Origin of the sequence: Streptacidiphilus carbonis (genome assembly GCF_000787775.1) — a bacterium.
GTDB lineage: Bacteria > Actinomycetota > Actinomycetes > Streptomycetales > Streptomycetaceae > Streptacidiphilus > Streptacidiphilus carbonis.
The window spans coordinates 9,502-23,546 of record NZ_BBPM01000054.1 but is presented as its reverse complement, the minus strand read 5'-3'; the positions used below and the strand labels follow the sequence as shown (position 1 = coordinate 23,546).

18 protein-coding genes are annotated in these 14,045 nt (G+C 70.4%); 6 read left to right on the top strand and 12 right to left on the bottom strand.

All coding sequences use genetic code 11. The features are described from left to right. Window positions 1-299 precede the first annotated feature (299 nt). The 4 genes from TR46_RS42690 to TR46_RS43285 are packed head-to-tail and all read left to right on the top strand — an operon-like array spanning window position 300 to window position 1,071. Window positions 300-455, top strand: a complete 156-nt coding sequence (locus TR46_RS42690) for an LxmA leader domain family RiPP (RefSeq protein WP_161790223.1) — start codon at window positions 300-302, stop codon at window positions 453-455. Window positions 456-504: 49 nt separating this feature from the next. After that, complete coding sequence (locus tag TR46_RS42685; protein WP_161790222.1) at window positions 505-657, top strand: LxmA leader domain family RiPP; 153 nt, start codon at window positions 505-507, stop codon at window positions 655-657. A 41-nt stretch (window positions 658-698) separates the two neighbouring features. Next, window positions 699-854: an LxmA leader domain family RiPP gene (locus tag TR46_RS42680; protein WP_161790221.1), complete on the top strand. Its 156-nt coding sequence runs from the start codon at window positions 699-701 to the stop codon at window positions 852-854. Window positions 855-903: 49 nt separating this feature from the next. Continuing rightward, entirely contained in the window at window positions 904-1,071 is a 168-nt protein-coding gene (locus tag TR46_RS43285) for an LxmA leader domain family RiPP (RefSeq protein ID WP_169790677.1), read from the top strand. 45 nt (window positions 1,072-1,116) lie between these two features. On the opposite strand, the gene TR46_RS30110 is transcribed toward TR46_RS43285, so the two are convergent. After that, window positions 1,117-1,464 (bottom strand): transcriptional regulator, encoded by a 348-nt coding sequence (locus tag TR46_RS30110; RefSeq protein ID WP_042407664.1) that lies wholly within the window; start codon window positions 1,462-1,464, stop codon window positions 1,117-1,119. Continuing rightward, a complete protein-coding gene (locus tag TR46_RS30105; RefSeq protein WP_152626759.1) occupies window positions 1,461-1,874 on the bottom strand; it encodes a hypothetical protein in 414 nt (137 codons plus the stop codon). The genes TR46_RS30110 and TR46_RS30105 overlap by 4 nt, the downstream gene beginning before the upstream one ends. A gap of 67 nt (window positions 1,875-1,941) precedes the next feature. Between TR46_RS30105 and TR46_RS42675 the strand changes: the two genes are divergently transcribed. After that, the gene (locus tag TR46_RS42675; RefSeq protein ID WP_161790220.1) at window positions 1,942-2,106 is read left to right on the top strand and encodes a hypothetical protein; all 165 of its coding nucleotides are present in this window, start codon (window positions 1,942-1,944) and stop codon (window positions 2,104-2,106) included. A gap of 279 nt (window positions 2,107-2,385) precedes the next feature. Here the strand turns inward: TR46_RS42675 and TR46_RS30100 are convergent, their stop codons facing one another. The 3 genes from TR46_RS30100 to TR46_RS30090 form a co-directional block, all read right to left on the bottom strand. Next, a complete protein-coding gene (locus TR46_RS30100) occupies window positions 2,386-2,727 on the bottom strand; it encodes a hypothetical protein (RefSeq protein ID WP_042407657.1) in 342 nt (113 codons plus the stop codon). Window positions 2,728-2,877: 150 nt separating this feature from the next. Then, window positions 2,878-4,176: a helix-turn-helix domain-containing protein gene (locus TR46_RS30095; protein WP_161790219.1), complete on the bottom strand. Its 1,299-nt coding sequence runs from the start codon at window positions 4,174-4,176 to the stop codon at window positions 2,878-2,880. Between the two features lie 508 nt (window positions 4,177-4,684). Then, a complete protein-coding gene (locus tag TR46_RS30090) occupies window positions 4,685-6,046 on the bottom strand; it encodes a helix-turn-helix transcriptional regulator (RefSeq protein ID WP_042407651.1) in 1,362 nt (453 codons plus the stop codon). Window positions 6,047-6,644: 598 nt separating this feature from the next. Here TR46_RS30090 and TR46_RS30085 point away from each other — a divergent pair. Then, window positions 6,645-7,046 carry a hypothetical protein gene (locus TR46_RS30085; protein WP_042407740.1) on the top strand — a complete coding sequence of 134 codons (402 nt, stop codon included), beginning with the start codon at window positions 6,645-6,647 and terminating at the stop codon, window positions 7,044-7,046. A gap of 405 nt (window positions 7,047-7,451) precedes the next feature. On the opposite strand, the gene TR46_RS30080 is transcribed toward TR46_RS30085, so the two are convergent. The 7 genes from TR46_RS30080 to TR46_RS30050 form a co-directional block, all read right to left on the bottom strand. Continuing rightward, a complete protein-coding gene (locus TR46_RS30080) occupies window positions 7,452-8,195 on the bottom strand; it encodes a GbsR/MarR family transcriptional regulator (protein ID WP_042407649.1) in 744 nt (247 codons plus the stop codon). Between the two features lie 210 nt (window positions 8,196-8,405). Next, a complete protein-coding gene (locus TR46_RS30075) occupies window positions 8,406-8,969 on the bottom strand; it encodes a GNAT family N-acetyltransferase (RefSeq protein ID WP_042407646.1) in 564 nt (187 codons plus the stop codon). Further along, window positions 8,966-10,228, bottom strand: a complete 1,263-nt coding sequence (locus TR46_RS30070) for an MFS transporter (RefSeq protein WP_052433206.1) — start codon at window positions 10,226-10,228, stop codon at window positions 8,966-8,968. The genes TR46_RS30075 and TR46_RS30070 overlap by 4 nt, the downstream gene beginning before the upstream one ends. After that, on the bottom strand, window positions 10,225-10,983 hold the full coding sequence (locus tag TR46_RS38400; protein WP_052433205.1) for a TfuA-like protein: 759 nt from the start codon (window positions 10,981-10,983) through the stop codon (window positions 10,225-10,227). The genes TR46_RS30070 and TR46_RS38400 overlap by 4 nt, the downstream gene beginning before the upstream one ends. Further along, on the bottom strand, window positions 10,980-12,200 hold the full coding sequence (locus TR46_RS30060; protein ID WP_042407643.1) for a YcaO-like family protein: 1,221 nt from the start codon (window positions 12,198-12,200) through the stop codon (window positions 10,980-10,982). The genes TR46_RS38400 and TR46_RS30060 overlap by 4 nt, the downstream gene beginning before the upstream one ends. After that, complete coding sequence (locus TR46_RS38395) at window positions 12,197-13,504, bottom strand: TfuA-like protein (RefSeq protein WP_052433204.1); 1,308 nt, start codon at window positions 13,502-13,504, stop codon at window positions 12,197-12,199. Before TR46_RS38395 ends, TR46_RS30060 begins: the two co-directional genes overlap by 4 nt. A 2-nt stretch (window positions 13,505-13,506) precedes the next feature. Next, window positions 13,507-14,045, bottom strand: a 539-nt coding sequence (locus TR46_RS30050; RefSeq protein ID WP_042407642.1) for a YcaO-like family protein, incomplete at its 5' end; no start/stop codon positions are given.

Below are 14,045 nucleotides of genomic sequence, written 5' to 3'. Positions count from 1 at the left end.
CGGCATAGCAATAGCCTTTCCAACGTTCCCTGGAATGTTTGACTTTCCCCAAGGACTCCGAGGTCAGCCGCCTGCTGGTTAACTTCCACCGCCAAAGGGAGTCGACGGCCACCCGGCGCGGTGGTGAACTATTCCTGCCCCGGAGGACCGGACGGAAATTCAGGGCCTGCACCGCCTGGCAAGCAAGCAGTGCGATGCAGAGGGATGGGATTGATTTGGGCCCGGCTCCGATTCTCGCGGAGTTCCCCCCGCGAGAACGAGCCCCCATTCACCCAGGAACCGGAAGAGAGGAATCGGAAATGAGCGAGGAACTCATCGCCGGTTACGTCGAGTACACCACGCTCGACGAGTACGTCGCGGACGTTGTGACCGAGGCTCCGGCCACCCTCTCCCTGGTGGCGCTCAGCGTCGCCTCGTTCGGGGTGTCCGCCAAGACCGTCACCAGCAACTGCTGACCGCAGTACCGCACATCCACGCCAGTCCCAGCAACGAAAGGGCAGCTCGATGAACGAGGCTCTGATCGCCGGCTACGCCGAGTACACCACCTCCGACGAGTACACCGCGGAGGGAACAGGCGACGCGCCGGGCACCGTGGCCGTCTCCATCGCTTTCTCCATCGGTGTCTCCGTCGGAGAGAGCATCAAGGCCAGCTGCTGACCGGCAGCTACGCAACCCACTTCCCCTGGAAGGGCAGTCACATGAGCGAGAACCTGATCGCCGGCTACGCCGAGTACACCACCGCCGACGAGCTCGTCGCGGACTCGGCGGTCGAGGCTCCGGCCACCCTCTCCCTGGTGGCGCTCAGCGTCGCCTCGTTCGGCCTCTCGGCGAACACGGTCACCAGCAACTGCTGACCGGCTCCACCCCAAGCGCACACTCAACTCTGATCTGAAGGGATTCACCATGAACGAGAACCTGATCGCCGGCTACGCCGAGTACACCACCGCTGACGAGTTCGGCGCCACCGTCGTGGCCGACGCGCCCGGCACCATCGTCCTGACGATCTCCGTCGCCACCGCGTCGGCGCTCAGCGGCGTGAGCGTCTCGGAGACCGTGCGCCACGGCTGCTGATCCCCCGAGGTGGGCCGCGGCAGCTCCTCGCTGCCGCGGCCTACTTCACCTTGGCGCGCTGTTCGATGCGGCCGGCTTCTGCGAGGCCTGGCCCATCGCATGGCGCGCCGCGCTGTCGGCGATCTCCTGCAAGGCGGCCAGATGGTCGGTCAAGGCCTTGCGGCCGAAGTCGGTCAGGGCCAGCCAGGTGCGGGGCATCTTGCCCACGTGGCCCTTGCGGATCGCCAGGTGGCCTGACTCCTCGAGCGCGGCGGCGTGTTTCGACAGCGCCGACGCGCTCAGCTCGACGTAGTCCTGCACCGCCCGGAACTCCGCCTCGTCGCAGCCCGAGAGGAAAGCGGCGATCTTGAGCCTGGCGGTGGCTCGGAACGCGTCGTCGAGAACACCGCTCATCTGTGCCTCCTCGCCAGGGCCCACCAGGTGATCGCACCGGTGACCAGCCCGAGCGCCACGTACACCCAGCGCAGCTGCGCCGAGGCCGTGGTGGCGCTGATGAGGAAAGCGATCCCGCAGATCACGACCGCGGTCCCCGACTCCCGTGCCGGCCCGCGCAGACCCGAGATGCCGCCGCGCGCCCTGGTCTGGAAGACCACTGCGCCCGCGGCCGCGGCCAGGAGGACTCCGCCCAGGGTGCAGGCCAGTCGCGCCAGGCCATTTGACGGAGCGGCACCGACCAGCGCGGTCCCGCCCGCCACCAGTACGGCGCACAGCGGCGGCACCCAACGGGGTAGTACTGGGTGTACGGCGGACCGGTAGGAGCGGTTGGCCTGCTCGAGATCCGCTCGTGCTTGTTCAGCATCCATGGTTGCCATGGTGGCATCTACTTTCCTACAATGCAACTACAGTCGCTACGGAAACGAGGAGCAGGCCATGGGCAAGCGGGACAAGTCCTCCGAGCGGTCCGACAAGCAGGACCAGCCGCAGGAGCAGCAGCGGGACCAGCGATCCGACCAGCCGGCGGACGACGCGCGGGCGCGTCAGGAGGAGCAGGACGCCGCCGTGATCGCCGCGGTCGTGAACACCGCCATCATCTGACCGGCCGCCTCGTCAGGCGGCCCGGTCGGCGGCCGTGATTGCTTCCCCGGAAGTCCTTCGCCAGTTGGCGAAGAGCAGTCGGGGAAGAGCCGGTGTCCGGGTCGAGACCCCGCCGTACCAGTTGTCCGTCCTGTGCCCCACCCAGGACGGACAGCGCCGCCGTTGGCCCTCCGCGACCCGGCCAGTCCTTCGCCGGGATGAGGCACACCGCGTCGGCGCCACCGCCACAGCACAGATGCCGTGGACGCTTCGGCGCCGGTGCCCCCTTCGTCTGCATCCTCAGCCGTCCACCCCCGAGGCGCTGGGGGTGCGGACCTCATCCCCGCGGCCGTCAACCGCTGCCGAGCCCGTGATTACGGGTTTGCCGAACCGTTGGAAGGCGGCCTGGCGGGTGACTCCGAGCAGGTCGCCGAGCTCCCGCCAGGTGTGACCGGCGTCCCGGGACTGCTGTGCGCACAGCTTGAGCACCTGCTCGGCCAGGTCCTCGATGCGCCGAGCACTCCGGACCATGTCGAGGCAGGCAAGTGACGCCGACGGGTTGCCTGCCGCTTGGGCCAGGGCAGTGGCCTGCTCGGCCAGCGAGCTGCTCAGGGCGGTGAGATCCTGGCGGAAATCGTCCATGCGTAAACAATACCTTTACGCCCGTGAGCATCGAGGGATCGTTCACAGCCACGCCGTCGACCCACGGCGTCGACCGGGCTCCAGCCGGTTGGGGGGCGATCCACCACGTGCTCAGCCGGCTCGCGAGGCCTTGGCAGTCGTCGCCACGGCTCACCGAAGCAGTACTGCCTCAAGGATCTGACGGATGCTCGCCTCGTCCTGCACCGAATCCGTGGCCGAGCTGCCGAGGTCCTCCCGGCATTCACGGCACATCCCGTCAGCCGGCGGGTCGGTATAGGAGTTGAACCCGCAATCGCCCCGACACCACCACTTGGACGCGGGCACCGGCGGGCCCGAAGCCGGTGTCGGGCCGGCCTGATTCTGGTGCGCCGGCCGCACGGCCCGTGTTGCTCGCCGGTCCGCCCGACGCCCCTGGCAGGCCTTGCACGGCTCTTCTGAGCCCACGATGACGCCGTCCTCGCACGACAGGTCCGGACACTCCGCCGGGGCGCGCACGAGGGCCACCGCCACCCCCACCGGCGAAGCGATCCCCTTCCCTCCGAACCGCGCCTCCGCGTATCCGTGCGTGAGCCAGCGGCGTGCTACGCGTTGCGCCAACTGTTCGGCTGTTCGATCGGCCAGGGCGGTCAGGATCGCATCGCGGAGCACCGCAGGCCGGTGGCTCGGCAGCAACTCCCTCAATCCCTGGGGGAAGCCGGCCTCGACGACCCGGATCGCGCCAGCCTGCTCCTTGGACAAGCGGCGGGCACGTGCGGGGCTGGTCTTCGGGATGCTGGCTTTTGCGGACGCGGCGGAGCCGGCCCGGGACGTGAGTGGGCTACTACCTGTAGGGGCCCTGCGGGCGTCCGGGGCGCTGGCGCGCCCAAGGGGCGCCAGGTCGTCGTTCGTGTTGTTGCTTGTTCGTCTAGTTACCGCCGCGCTTTCGGGGCTTCCGGAGGCCGCTGGCCCGCGGCCTCCGGAAGCCCCGAAAGCGCGGGGTCCGGACAGCCCATTTTTGGGGTCTCCGGCCTGAGCTGCGGATTCTTGTGACGCGGCCTCACGGGCGGCCTTGCGGGCAGCGTGGAACTCCACCACGGAGGCAAGGCCCTGCCATCCCTGCGGCGGCTCCTCGTGAACGGTGTAGACGTTGCCGCGGCGCGTGTTGTTCTGGCCGTAGCGGTAAGTGTCGACATCCACCAGCCCCAGGGGCTTCAGTTCCGTGGAGATGATGCGGGAGACAGTCTTCTCCGACTTGCCCAGTGCCTCGGCGAGGGCCGCCTGCGAGGGCCAGACCACCCCGTCGCCGGCCTCCTGATTCGCGTGCGCGAGAAGGAGCGAGTAGACCCGGTAGCCCGCGTCCGACAACGCGGGCATCAGCACGGCCCACTGCGGGGTCTGCACGAAGCGGAAGCGAGAGCGGCGCCCGTACTGCACACGTGTCGCAGCCTCACCGGGATCGGGGCGCGTCACCGGGACGTCTCCACGACGGCCCGACCCAGGAAGCATGACCGACCGTCATCCGGCCGCCGTCTGCGGGCACGGGCCGGAGCTCGCCTGCGGGCGCCTACGGGGTGTTTGATCTGCACGTTGTTCCCTCGAACGAGGGAGCCGTGGCCAGCTTTGTGTGAGGCACGCTGCATTGACTCGATACCGCTGGGCAGGGCCCTGCAGGCGCTCTAACATTGGACGCGGGTGGTCGATGTGCTGTGTGCTCAGGCACCTAGCGTGTTTCCCCCGTGCTGACCACGACTCCAGAAGCTTCCAGGCCGGAGGAGTCGTCTTGAGAGAGCCGTCCTGTTGACGCAGGGCGGCTCTCAGGTTTTCTACGTCTGCATTTCACGCTTCATCAACAGGGCCCTCCTGTTCAGCCCATGTAGGCGGCACCTCGCCTGCCCGGAGCCGCAGCCCTGGTTCCTGGGCTGCGCCATGCTGCGCGAGACCCCTCTGCGGTCGCGCGCAGCTCGGGAGCAACTGCCCATCAGTCGGCTGCCTGCTCGTACGCGACGGGGATCTGGTCCAGGAATCCGTGGCAGTCGGAGCTGCTGCGGGTGTCCTGCGCCAGCGCCAGGCGCAGCAGGCCGATCACCGACGCGGGTGGCATCCCCAGTTCCTTCTCGGCGTACCCGACGAGTCGCTCGACCGTGCCCTGGGCCCGCTTCGGGTCGTGCTGGACGAGCCACTCAAGCATGCGAGCCACAGGAGGGGACAGGCCGGGGCCGAGGTCGCTGTCCGACGCGCCTGCCGGGCAGGCACCCAGTTCGTGCTTCATGGCCAGCTCGAACGTCCCCGCGAGATCGGCCATCGGCACGATGTCGTCCAGCCGGTCGGCTACCTGCTGTCCCAGGCCCTGGGCCACCTTCAGCACCGACTCAGGAGTCCGGAAGCGAAGTGCCCAGTGCCTTCGGACACCCGGATGGTCCCACAGCTCCCTGAAGAACCGCCGTGCAAGACGGTCCCGCAGATCATGGCTACCTACCCGAAGAGCCTGCCCGCGGCTGGTCGACGCGGTGCCCGCATCGCTCTCGCGTGCCTGGTTGCGGCGCTCCACCCAGTCCCGGGCCACGGGCTTCGCCCAGGCGCTGCGGCCGCTGAGCACTGCTTGGGGCAGAGGCACCTCGCCTTCATGGCGGGCGATGTAGGCGCGCAGCGTCGAGGCGGCGATCCCCGCCATCCCTGCCAGCTCCGGCAGGCCGATCAGCTGGTCGCCGGCCAGTTCTGGCGCCGACAACTTCACCACGCAGCGCTCGAGCGGCAACGCGTCCGCGCCACTCGCGCCGCGACGAGTTGCCCACAGCGCGAGATGGTCGAGCCATACGGTCGGCGCCGCTGCGTCGAGGTCGAAGTCGGCCACCCTCAGCAGCCGGCCGCCCTGCGGGTCGCCGCTGCCGTCCAGCAGTTGATCGGCCGTCACCGTGACGGCGCCGACGACAGGCCGGTGATCGAACTCCTCGGCCTCCTGGTCGAAGACCTGGTCCGGGCGGAACCACCGGTCCCCGTCCCACCAGTAGCCCCCTTGGCGGAACAAGAGTGCTGTGTTCCACCACTGGATGTGCCTGGGTGACGCATCGTCATCGCGGACCAGGAGCACGCTCCGGCCGTGGTCGGGATGCCATTTCACGCACCAGGCCAGGTCGTGGCGGACCGGATCGGTCGTGACAGCGATCCAGCTTCCCTCGGGGCTGTCGTCCTCGCGCCCCCACATCCCGTCCCCACCGCGGCGGCCGACCTTTTCCAGCTCGTACCTGTCCGCGGTCGGAATGTGCGAATCGTCGACAAATGGAATCCCTGGCACCGGGTGATCAGTTGATATCCCATTGGCCAAAGGAAGCATGACGGGCATCCGGCGCTCCCCCTTGAAGCTCAGGCGCTGTCCCTATCTACAACGTACGCTACGCCATGCTTACAGCAGTGAAAACCTTGTTTGTACAATCGACCTGGCCGCGTCGGGGGAACGAGCGACGTTGGCCGAGTTGACCGCAATGTCCCCTCGCTACCCGAGCGGGCCGTTATGTGACTCCGCGCGGAGAGTACTGCCCCCGCCGGCCCCCCAGTTGCGGTTCCCCGCTGGTCCACGGGTACTTCGAGTCGACCGTCACCTGACCGCCCCGGACAAGGTGCGGCCCTGCCAGGTGATATGAGCGTGCATCAGCTAGCTCTTCCAGCAGCCCCATCACCGAGGCCACCGGCCATCGCCCCATCACCGAAGACGAACTGATCGCCCGAACCCTGCCGCAACGACACCGAGACCATGCTGCTGTCGTTCCTTGTCTTCGATCATCGCGATCCGGAACTGCAGCGGCGCTACGCCGGACCTCCGAGCCGCTGCGCGGCCGGCTGTACGGATTCGTACGGGAAACGTGACTCCGAACAGTCGGGTCGAGCAGCCTGGTCGTGCCTGGTCCAACTGGAGGGCCGGGAGGATACGTGGGAGACATATGATGACTGGTGCGATCAGGACTCTTGCTGCGCTCGCCGTGGCTGGGGCGTCCGTCTTGTGCGTAACCTCGCAGGCGTCTGCCGATCCAAACCCGAACAACTACGGCGACCGTCCGTTGACGATCAAGCTGGACACCAGCGCCCACGTGGGCGTATACGCGTCCGCCGATCCGGCGTCCCCCAAGGTCCACAACAATCTCACACTCTCGCCCGGCGATTACATCGTGGCGACCTGCTGGGTGGTCGGAAAGGACGTCGGCACTGCCGGCGACGTGTGGTACCGCACTGCAAGGGTGCACAACGGGAGCGGGGACATCTACGTGGGGGCTGCCTATACCTTCGCACCGTACGTGGACTACGCGGCGGCGTTCCACAACGTGCCCGGCGTGCCCCACTGCGTCTGAACCTGCCGGTGGACACACAGCGGCCCCGCGACCGGGAAGGTGCGCGGGGCCGCTGATCGGCCTCCGGGCCGGCGCCCAGTGGTGAGGCGGGCGCGGTGGCGCCGGTAGGCGCGCCAGCCGAGGCTGGACCAGCGGCCGATCGCGTCTTGATCCGGGCCAGCGTCCACCGCTCGACCGGCCGCACGCTGGTCCGCCCACGGTCTGAAGCCGCAACCCCTCCCGCGTGGTTCTCCCCCCGTCGGTCAGGCCGCCGCCGTGCGCGTACCTCACACCCCCGTGGGGAACAGCGAGCGCGCCTGGCACGGTGCGCGGGGACGATGGTGCCGGGCGCGTCGGCCACGACGGTGGCGCCGGACTCGTCAGCGGCAGCGGTGTCCACGCGGGAGTTCGGCCGACGGGAGCGGGCTATCCGCGGTCCGGGTCCAGGGGGGCGGGGGTGGTTGGGTCGGGTTTCGCGTGGAGGACCTCGCGGACCTGCTCTGCGGCGCGCAGGATGCTCTCGCTGATGAAGTCGCTGAAACGGGCGATGTTGTCCAGGCGGGCAGCAGCGGGGCTGTCACGGCCCAGGACGCTGACGCCCTGCCGTGCGGTCTCGGCGACCTGGGCGACGCCGCGGGCACTGGCGATCGTGGACTGGTACCAGACGTCGTCGTCGACGAAGTACCGCTCGCGTCGGCGTTCGTCTCGTTCGCGGCGGACGAGGCCCTGTCCTTCGAGGAACGTGACGGCTTTGGAGACCGACGCCGGGCTGACCTGGAGGTGCTGGACGAGCTGCGCCACGGTGACACTGCCCGCGTCGGCGATGAACAGGCACGTAAGCACGCGGGCCGTCATCCTGGGCAGGCCCTGGTGCATCAGCAGGGTCGTGAACGACTCCTCGTACTCGCGCACGGCCTCGTCGTCACGGCTCTGGCTCTGCGTCCCCTGGCTCCGGGCCGCGGGAGGCTTGCGTCGGCGGGCGCGGCGCTCGGTGGCGCGGTGGGCCAGGTCCGCGCGGTAGCCGGCGGGACCGCCGTTGCGGTCCACCTCGCGGGTGACCGTCGAGGTGGGACGTTCCAGCCGCCGGGCGATCTCCGCATAGGCGAGGTCGTCGGCCAACCCCAGTGCGATCTGCTGGCGTTCCGCCTGAGTGAGTCTGCCTCCCGGCACCGCAATCCCCTTCCGCGCGTCCCGACACTTGCAGGATAGCGTTCACCTTCAGTTGAATGCAACGCCGGGGATTCGAGGATTGCGTTAGATGGCAGGTAATTGCAACATGGCATACGCTTTTAGCTGGTGAAACATGCAATCCATGCAACGTTTGTGTTGAGTGATCCAAGAACGCAATGTAGCGTTTTTCTGGCCGGAAACATCGGTCGATCAGCCGGAGGCGGGGGGTTCGAGGAGGCCGGGGGCGTCCCAGGGGGCGATTTTCTGCAGGAGGGTCTCGTCGTGCCAGTCACCGTTGACGTAGGTGTGGCGTCTGGCGACGCCGATCCGTTCGAAGGCGCAGCGTTGGAGTACGGCGAGGGAGGCGGTGTTGGCGGGGCGGACGAAGGCGTCCACGCGGTGCAGGCGGAGGTCGTCGAAGGCGAGGGAGGTCAGCTGGGTGACCGCCCGGGTGGCGTGGCCGGCGCCGGTGGCGGAGGCGGCGAGCCAGTAGCTGATGAAGCAGCAGCGGCGGCTGCCGTGGGCGATGTCGTGCAGGGCTGCCCGTCCCACGACCTGGCCGGTGTCTGCGTCGGTGATGACGCCCGGCCAGTTCCGGCCCTCGGTGTGGGTGCGCAGTGCCCTGTCGATCCGGCGGCGCTGGGCACCGACGTCGAGCAGGTCGTCCCAACTGGTGGGGAAGGAGCCAGAGAGGTGGTCACGGCTGGCCGCCAGGGCCGATACCAGCGGTTCGGCGTCGTCGGGACGGACCAGGCGGACGACCGTGCGGGTCATGCGGCTACCTCCACGTCGAGCAGTCCTGCGGTGTCCGCGCTGCTGCCGGCGCCCCGCGCGGCCGGGGTGATCAACATACCGGCGCCGAGCACCAGGACGGCGAGCAGACACCAGCCGGGAGCGCCGAGGCCCGTGGTCAGCCACACGGTCAGCGGCGCGCCGTAGATCGCGGTGAGGGCCAGGCAGATGTTGAACGCGCCGAGGTACTCGGCCCGCGCGTCCGCCGGCGCGAGCGCGAAGGACAGTCCCCAGCGGCCGGCGGTCTGCCGGAGCTCCCCTGCGGTGATCGCCACGACGGCGACGACCGTGACCGCGCCGCCGCCGGGGCCGCCGATGCCCGCGGTGCAGGCGAGCGCCAGGCAGCCGGCGGCGACCAGGCCGGAGGACTGGCGGGCGGCGCGGGCCGCGCCGGTGAGGCCGTCGGTGCCGCGGGCCATCGGCACCTGGGCGGTGACCGCCAGGATCGTGTTCAGCGCCAGCAGGGCCGGCACCAGGGAGGGGGAGACCGAGGTGTGCTTGAGGATCCACAGCGGCAGGGCCACCGTCAGGATCGCGCCGTGCAGGCCGAGGACGGAGGTCACCAGCACCACGCCGAGGAACCGCCGGTCGCGCAGCGCCGAGAACCTGCGCCTGGTGCGCTTGCGCTCGGCCGCCGCCAGCCGGGGCAGGAGCAGCACCAGGCCGGCGCACAGCACATATGACAGTGCGTTGGCACCGACGAAGACGCGCAGCAGCCAGTGCCGGTCGACTCCGATCAGCAGGGCCGCGGCCGAGGAGCCGCCGAAGAACCCGGCGTTGAAGTAGGAGCGGATCACCGCCCGGCTGCGTACCGCGGTGGGCCGTCCCTGGAGCTGGCCGGCCAGGACGGCGGTGTAGGCGGTGCCCTTGGTGTAGTCGATGACCGCGATCAGGCACAGCAGGGCCGCGAAGGCGGCGAAGCCGTGCACCAGCAGGAAGGCGAGGTAGGTCAGGGCCTGTGCGGCGGTCAGCAGCACCAGGGCGCGCCGGGCGCCCACCCGGTCGACGAGGACGCCGCCCACCATGGAGGCCCCCAGGCCCGCCGCGCCGGCGAGTCCGACGGCCAGGCCGATGGTGCCGGGCGAGAAGCCGAAGACGCGGTAGTAGATGACCGCGCTGCCGGAGAGGAAGACGCCGGTGCCGACGGCGTCGATCAGCTGGATCGCGACGAGCAGGCGGATGCCCTGGTCCGGCAGCAGTCGCAGGGCGGCGCGGGCGAGGCGGGCGGCCGGCGCGCTCATGACCGGACCAGCTCCGGGAGCCGCAGCGGGACCAGGGGGCTGTTGCGGCCGGGCCGGGCCAGCTGGTGGGCGATGCCGACGGCTTCGAGGGCGTCGAGCCGTTTGCGGTCATGGCGCCCGTCGTGGGCCGGGTCGAGCAGGTCGAGCAGGGTGGCGCGGGCTTCGGGGGTCAGCGCGGTGACGTTCCGCCAGGCGGTGTCCAGTTCGTCGAGGGTCCGCGAGCGGAAGTGCAGCCGTGCCGCCGCCCGCACCGCCTCGCGCTCGGCCAGACCGCTGAGTGCGCCGTCCTCGTTGAGTCGCCGGGCGACCCAGCGGACATTGACCAGGGGGAGGGTGATCGGCTGGAACGACAGCGGGTCGAACATCAGGGCGACCTCGGCGTCCGACTCCAGGGCGCCCGAGCGGAAGCTGCGGAACACCCAGCCGAAGCCCAGCATGCCGAGCACGTCGCACTCGGCCGCGCGCAGCGCGCCCATCGAGCCGGCTCCCAGGACCAGCAGGCCCGCGGCTATGGTCTCGCGGATCTCCAGCACGGAGACGGCCAGCTCCTGGCCGAACTCGCCGTCGACGATCAGCACCACGTCCCCCGGCCGGCCGTCCCTGACGGCCTTGAGCAGGTCGCCGCGGCGCACCGGCGGCAGGATCCGGACTTCGAGGTCGCCGCCGGCCTGCTCCGCGGCACGGGCGTGCAGCGCCTGGTGGTCGGCCGACCGCAGCGAGGGGCCGATGAAGATCGTCAGTGTGCGCGTGCTCATGCCGCTGCCTCTCCGTTCAGCAGCGCGCTCATGGCCGTGCCGCAGCGCCGCTTGTCCAGGTGGGTGTACTCGATCCCCGGGACGACCACCCGCACCACGCTCAGCGGGTCCTGAGGGGCCGTCATGATCCTTGCCAGCACCAGCGGAAGCCCTGCCGCCCGCATCCGGCCGAGGGTCTCCCGCAGCTGGTCGGCGACCGTTCCGGCCGGCAGCCCGGGGATGTCGCCGAAGTCGACGGAGGGCCAGTTCCCCGACCAGAGCTCCAGCCGCTCCTTGGCGGCCCGGTAGGACAGCTGCCTGCGGTAGCTCTCCTGGTCCAGGTCCTCCCGCGAGCCGGCGATGACGATCAGCCGGGACTGGGCGGCCTCGCACAGCGCCCGCAGCGCCGCGGTCTGCGGGTCGGCGTCGCAGCCGGCCCCGCCGTTGATCAGCAGCGGATCGGGCACCAGTTCGTCGCGGATGGTCGCGTAGAAGGTCGGCAGACCGGTGCGGCCCGGGAAGTGGTAGAGCTGGGCGCTGACGTCGGCGCGCTCGAAGCGGTCGACCAGGTCGGCGACCGGGCCGGGCAGCGAGTCGCGGGCCACCGCGTGGCCGACGTGGCCGACCTCCCCGAACGCGGTGGCATCGTGCTCCAGCACCTCGTAGAGGCCGTGCAGCAGGGCCTCCTCGGTGGACGCGCCCGAGGCCAGGCCGATGGTGTTCGAGGTGAACATGGAGAGGCCGTCCTCGTACGGGGTGAACAGCGCGGCGGCCGGGACGAGCACCTCGGCCCCACTGGACAGCTCCGTCATCCGGCACCAGGACAGCTCGCTGGACGGGCTCCAGCGGTGTCCGCGCCGCAGGTTCAGCTTGCGCGGGTCCAGGACCAGCTCCTGCTCGGCCAACTGCTGGTAGCTGCCGACCCGGTCGCACGGCCGCGGCTCGCAGAACCTCCGCTCGACGGCCTCCATCGCCGCCGAGACCCAGGCGGCGTCGGGGGTCAGCCCCTTGCCGCTGGTCATGGTGTTGAGGCCGGCGGCGGCGTTCGGACGGACGCTGGTGTACACCGGGATGCCGACCCGGTCGATGTCGGTGACGTCGTTGACCCGGGAGACGCCGGCGCAGCGCAGGTAGGCGTCCGCGATCGCGCGCATCTGACCCGTCGACAGGGTGCGGGAGCCGAGGCGTCCCTCGTGGTCGGGTACGCCGGCGTCGCGGCGCGGTGTCTCGGTCCTCACGGGGCCACCTCCTTGGCCTGCCCGGCGACGATGGATCGCGCGGACACGAAGAACGGGCGGGCGCTGCGCAGGAAGTCCTCCTCGGAGGTGAAGCCGCGGTCGATGAAGCACCAGTCCGACCACGGCTCGCCCCACAGGGCGGCGAAGACGTCGACCACCTCCTGCGCGGCCAGCTGGGCGTGGCTGAAGTGGGCGTAGCGCTCCTCGGCCAGCCGGTTCGCGGCCAGCGCCTGCTCGGTGAACGAGCGCAGTTCCTCGATCTCCTGCGGCTCGAACCCGCAGGACGGGAAGGAGTTGTAGACGAACTTGCCCGGGCCGCAGCGGAAGGTGCGCACCAGGGCGCTCAGCAGCTGCTCGTCGGCGGGCTGTTCCTCGATGTCGAGGGCCTTGGCCAGCTCCGCGCGGTCGTCCTGCCCCTCGGGCCAGATGCCGCGCTCGCGGACGATCTCGGCGACCGGGCGGTCCGGGGCGCAGGCCTGGACCTGCGCACGCACCCAGGAGCGGTGCCGCTCCCTCCAGTCCGGCAGGAACAGCTGGCAGAAGCGCAGCAGTTCGCCGGCCGTGCAGCCGCCCGCCGCCGGCGGGGTCTCCTCCAGCGTCCACTGCTGCTCCCAGGCGGAGGCCGGCAGGGTGGTGGCCGGTGGCTCCGAGTCGCCCGGCCGGGCTGCCGTGATGCGGTCCAGCAGGGCCCGCACGTCCTGCCGCTTGACGTCGTGCTCCGGGGAGTCGGAGAGGTAGGCGCAGACCGCCCGGGTGTCCTCGTGCAGGTCGGTGCCCTCCGGCAGGGAGGCGAGCAGGGCTCGGGCGGAGCGCAGGCTGAACGGGACCGTTCGGGCGTGCTCGACCAGTCGCTGCACCCGCGGCTCGGTCAGCGAGCCGAGCGCCCGGGCGGCGTGCAGCAGCGAGACGATCGGCAGGGTGAGCGGGCGGTGGTCGGCCTCGGCCCGGGCGTGGGCCAGGGCGACGTCCCCGTCGGACTCCAGCTCGCCGCCGGCGTACCACTCGTAGACCTGGCCCACGCCGGTGACGCCCAGCGGGGCCAGCTCGGCGGCGCGCAGCGCCCCCATGCTGGCGGCGCCGTAGACCCGGACGCCCTTGCGCAGTACGGCGATGATCTCCTTGTAGCGGATCGGCGCGTAGTGCTGGTAGACGCCGTCGACGATCAGCACCGTGTCGCCGCGGGTCAGGGCCGCCCGGAACAGGTCGCCGTGTTTCACCGGGCCGTGCCGTTCGAGTTCGGGCCAGCGGGACAGGTCCATGCCGTACAGGCTCGGGCCGCCGAAGATCAGTGTCCGTGTCCGCATGGTCAGACCACCTCGGGTGCAGCGGCGGGGCGGGCGAACTTGCCCTGGGAGTCGTGGCGCAGCCCGGGCCCGATGACGCGGCAGACGTGGAAGTCCCCGTGGGCGGGCGAGAGATCGGTGATAAGCGGCTGATGTCCGGTCATGTCGGCCACCAGCCAGGCCAGTTGATCCAGCTGCTCGGCGGCGCCGGCGGAGACGTCGACCGCGGGCTCACGGGCCGCGGCCTCGGACCAGTCGCGGAGCCGGGCTTCCGGCACCAGGTCCAGGTCGATCAGGACGCGGCGCTCGCGGTAGGTGTCGGCGGGGATGTCGTCGCGTAGGCCGGAGATGGTCGACAGCCGGCTCTGGACGGCCTCGGTCAGCGCCCGGGAGAGCGCCACCGCCGGATCGGCGTGGGCCCCGCCGCCGCCGAACACGTCGGCCATGTCCGAGTTGTAGAGGTAGACGGCGAAGACCGGGAACGCCCCGACCGAGGCGTCGACGATCTCCAGGTGGAAGCCGGCCGACAGGACCGTGTCGATCAGCTGCCCGCAGACGGGGT

Coding starts and splice junctions, on each gene's coding strand:
- TR46_RS42690 (WP_161790223.1), top strand. CDS start 300: ATGAGCGAGGAACTCATCGCCGGTTACGTCGAGTACACCACGCTCGAC.
- TR46_RS30090 (WP_042407651.1), bottom strand. CDS start 6,046: ATGCCCGTCATGCTTCCTTTGGCCAATGGGATATCAACTGATCACCCG.
- TR46_RS30075 (WP_042407646.1), bottom strand. CDS start 8,969: ATGACCCGCACGGTCGTCCGCCTGGTCCGTCCCGACGACGCCGAACCG.
- TR46_RS30070 (WP_052433206.1), bottom strand. CDS start 10,228: ATGAGCGCGCCGGCCGCCCGCCTCGCCCGCGCCGCCCTGCGACTGCTG.
- TR46_RS38395 (WP_052433204.1), bottom strand. CDS start 13,504: ATGCGGACACGGACACTGATCTTCGGCGGCCCGAGCCTGTACGGCATG.
- TR46_RS42685 (WP_161790222.1), top strand. CDS start 505: ATGAACGAGGCTCTGATCGCCGGCTACGCCGAGTACACCACCTCCGAC.
- TR46_RS30085 (WP_042407740.1), top strand. CDS start 6,645: ATGACTGGTGCGATCAGGACTCTTGCTGCGCTCGCCGTGGCTGGGGCG.
- TR46_RS42680 (WP_161790221.1), top strand. CDS start 699: ATGAGCGAGAACCTGATCGCCGGCTACGCCGAGTACACCACCGCCGAC.
- TR46_RS30105 (WP_152626759.1), bottom strand. CDS start 1,874: ATGGATGCTGAACAAGCACGAGCGGATCTCGAGCAGGCCAACCGCTCC.
- TR46_RS30100 (WP_042407657.1), bottom strand. CDS start 2,727: ATGGACGATTTCCGCCAGGATCTCACCGCCCTGAGCAGCTCGCTGGCC.
- TR46_RS38400 (WP_052433205.1), bottom strand. CDS start 10,983: ATGAGCACGCGCACACTGACGATCTTCATCGGCCCCTCGCTGCGGTCG.
- TR46_RS43285 (WP_169790677.1), top strand. CDS start 904: ATGAACGAGAACCTGATCGCCGGCTACGCCGAGTACACCACCGCTGAC.
- TR46_RS30110 (WP_042407664.1), bottom strand. CDS start 1,464: ATGAGCGGTGTTCTCGACGACGCGTTCCGAGCCACCGCCAGGCTCAAG.
- TR46_RS42675 (WP_161790220.1), top strand. CDS start 1,942: ATGGGCAAGCGGGACAAGTCCTCCGAGCGGTCCGACAAGCAGGACCAG.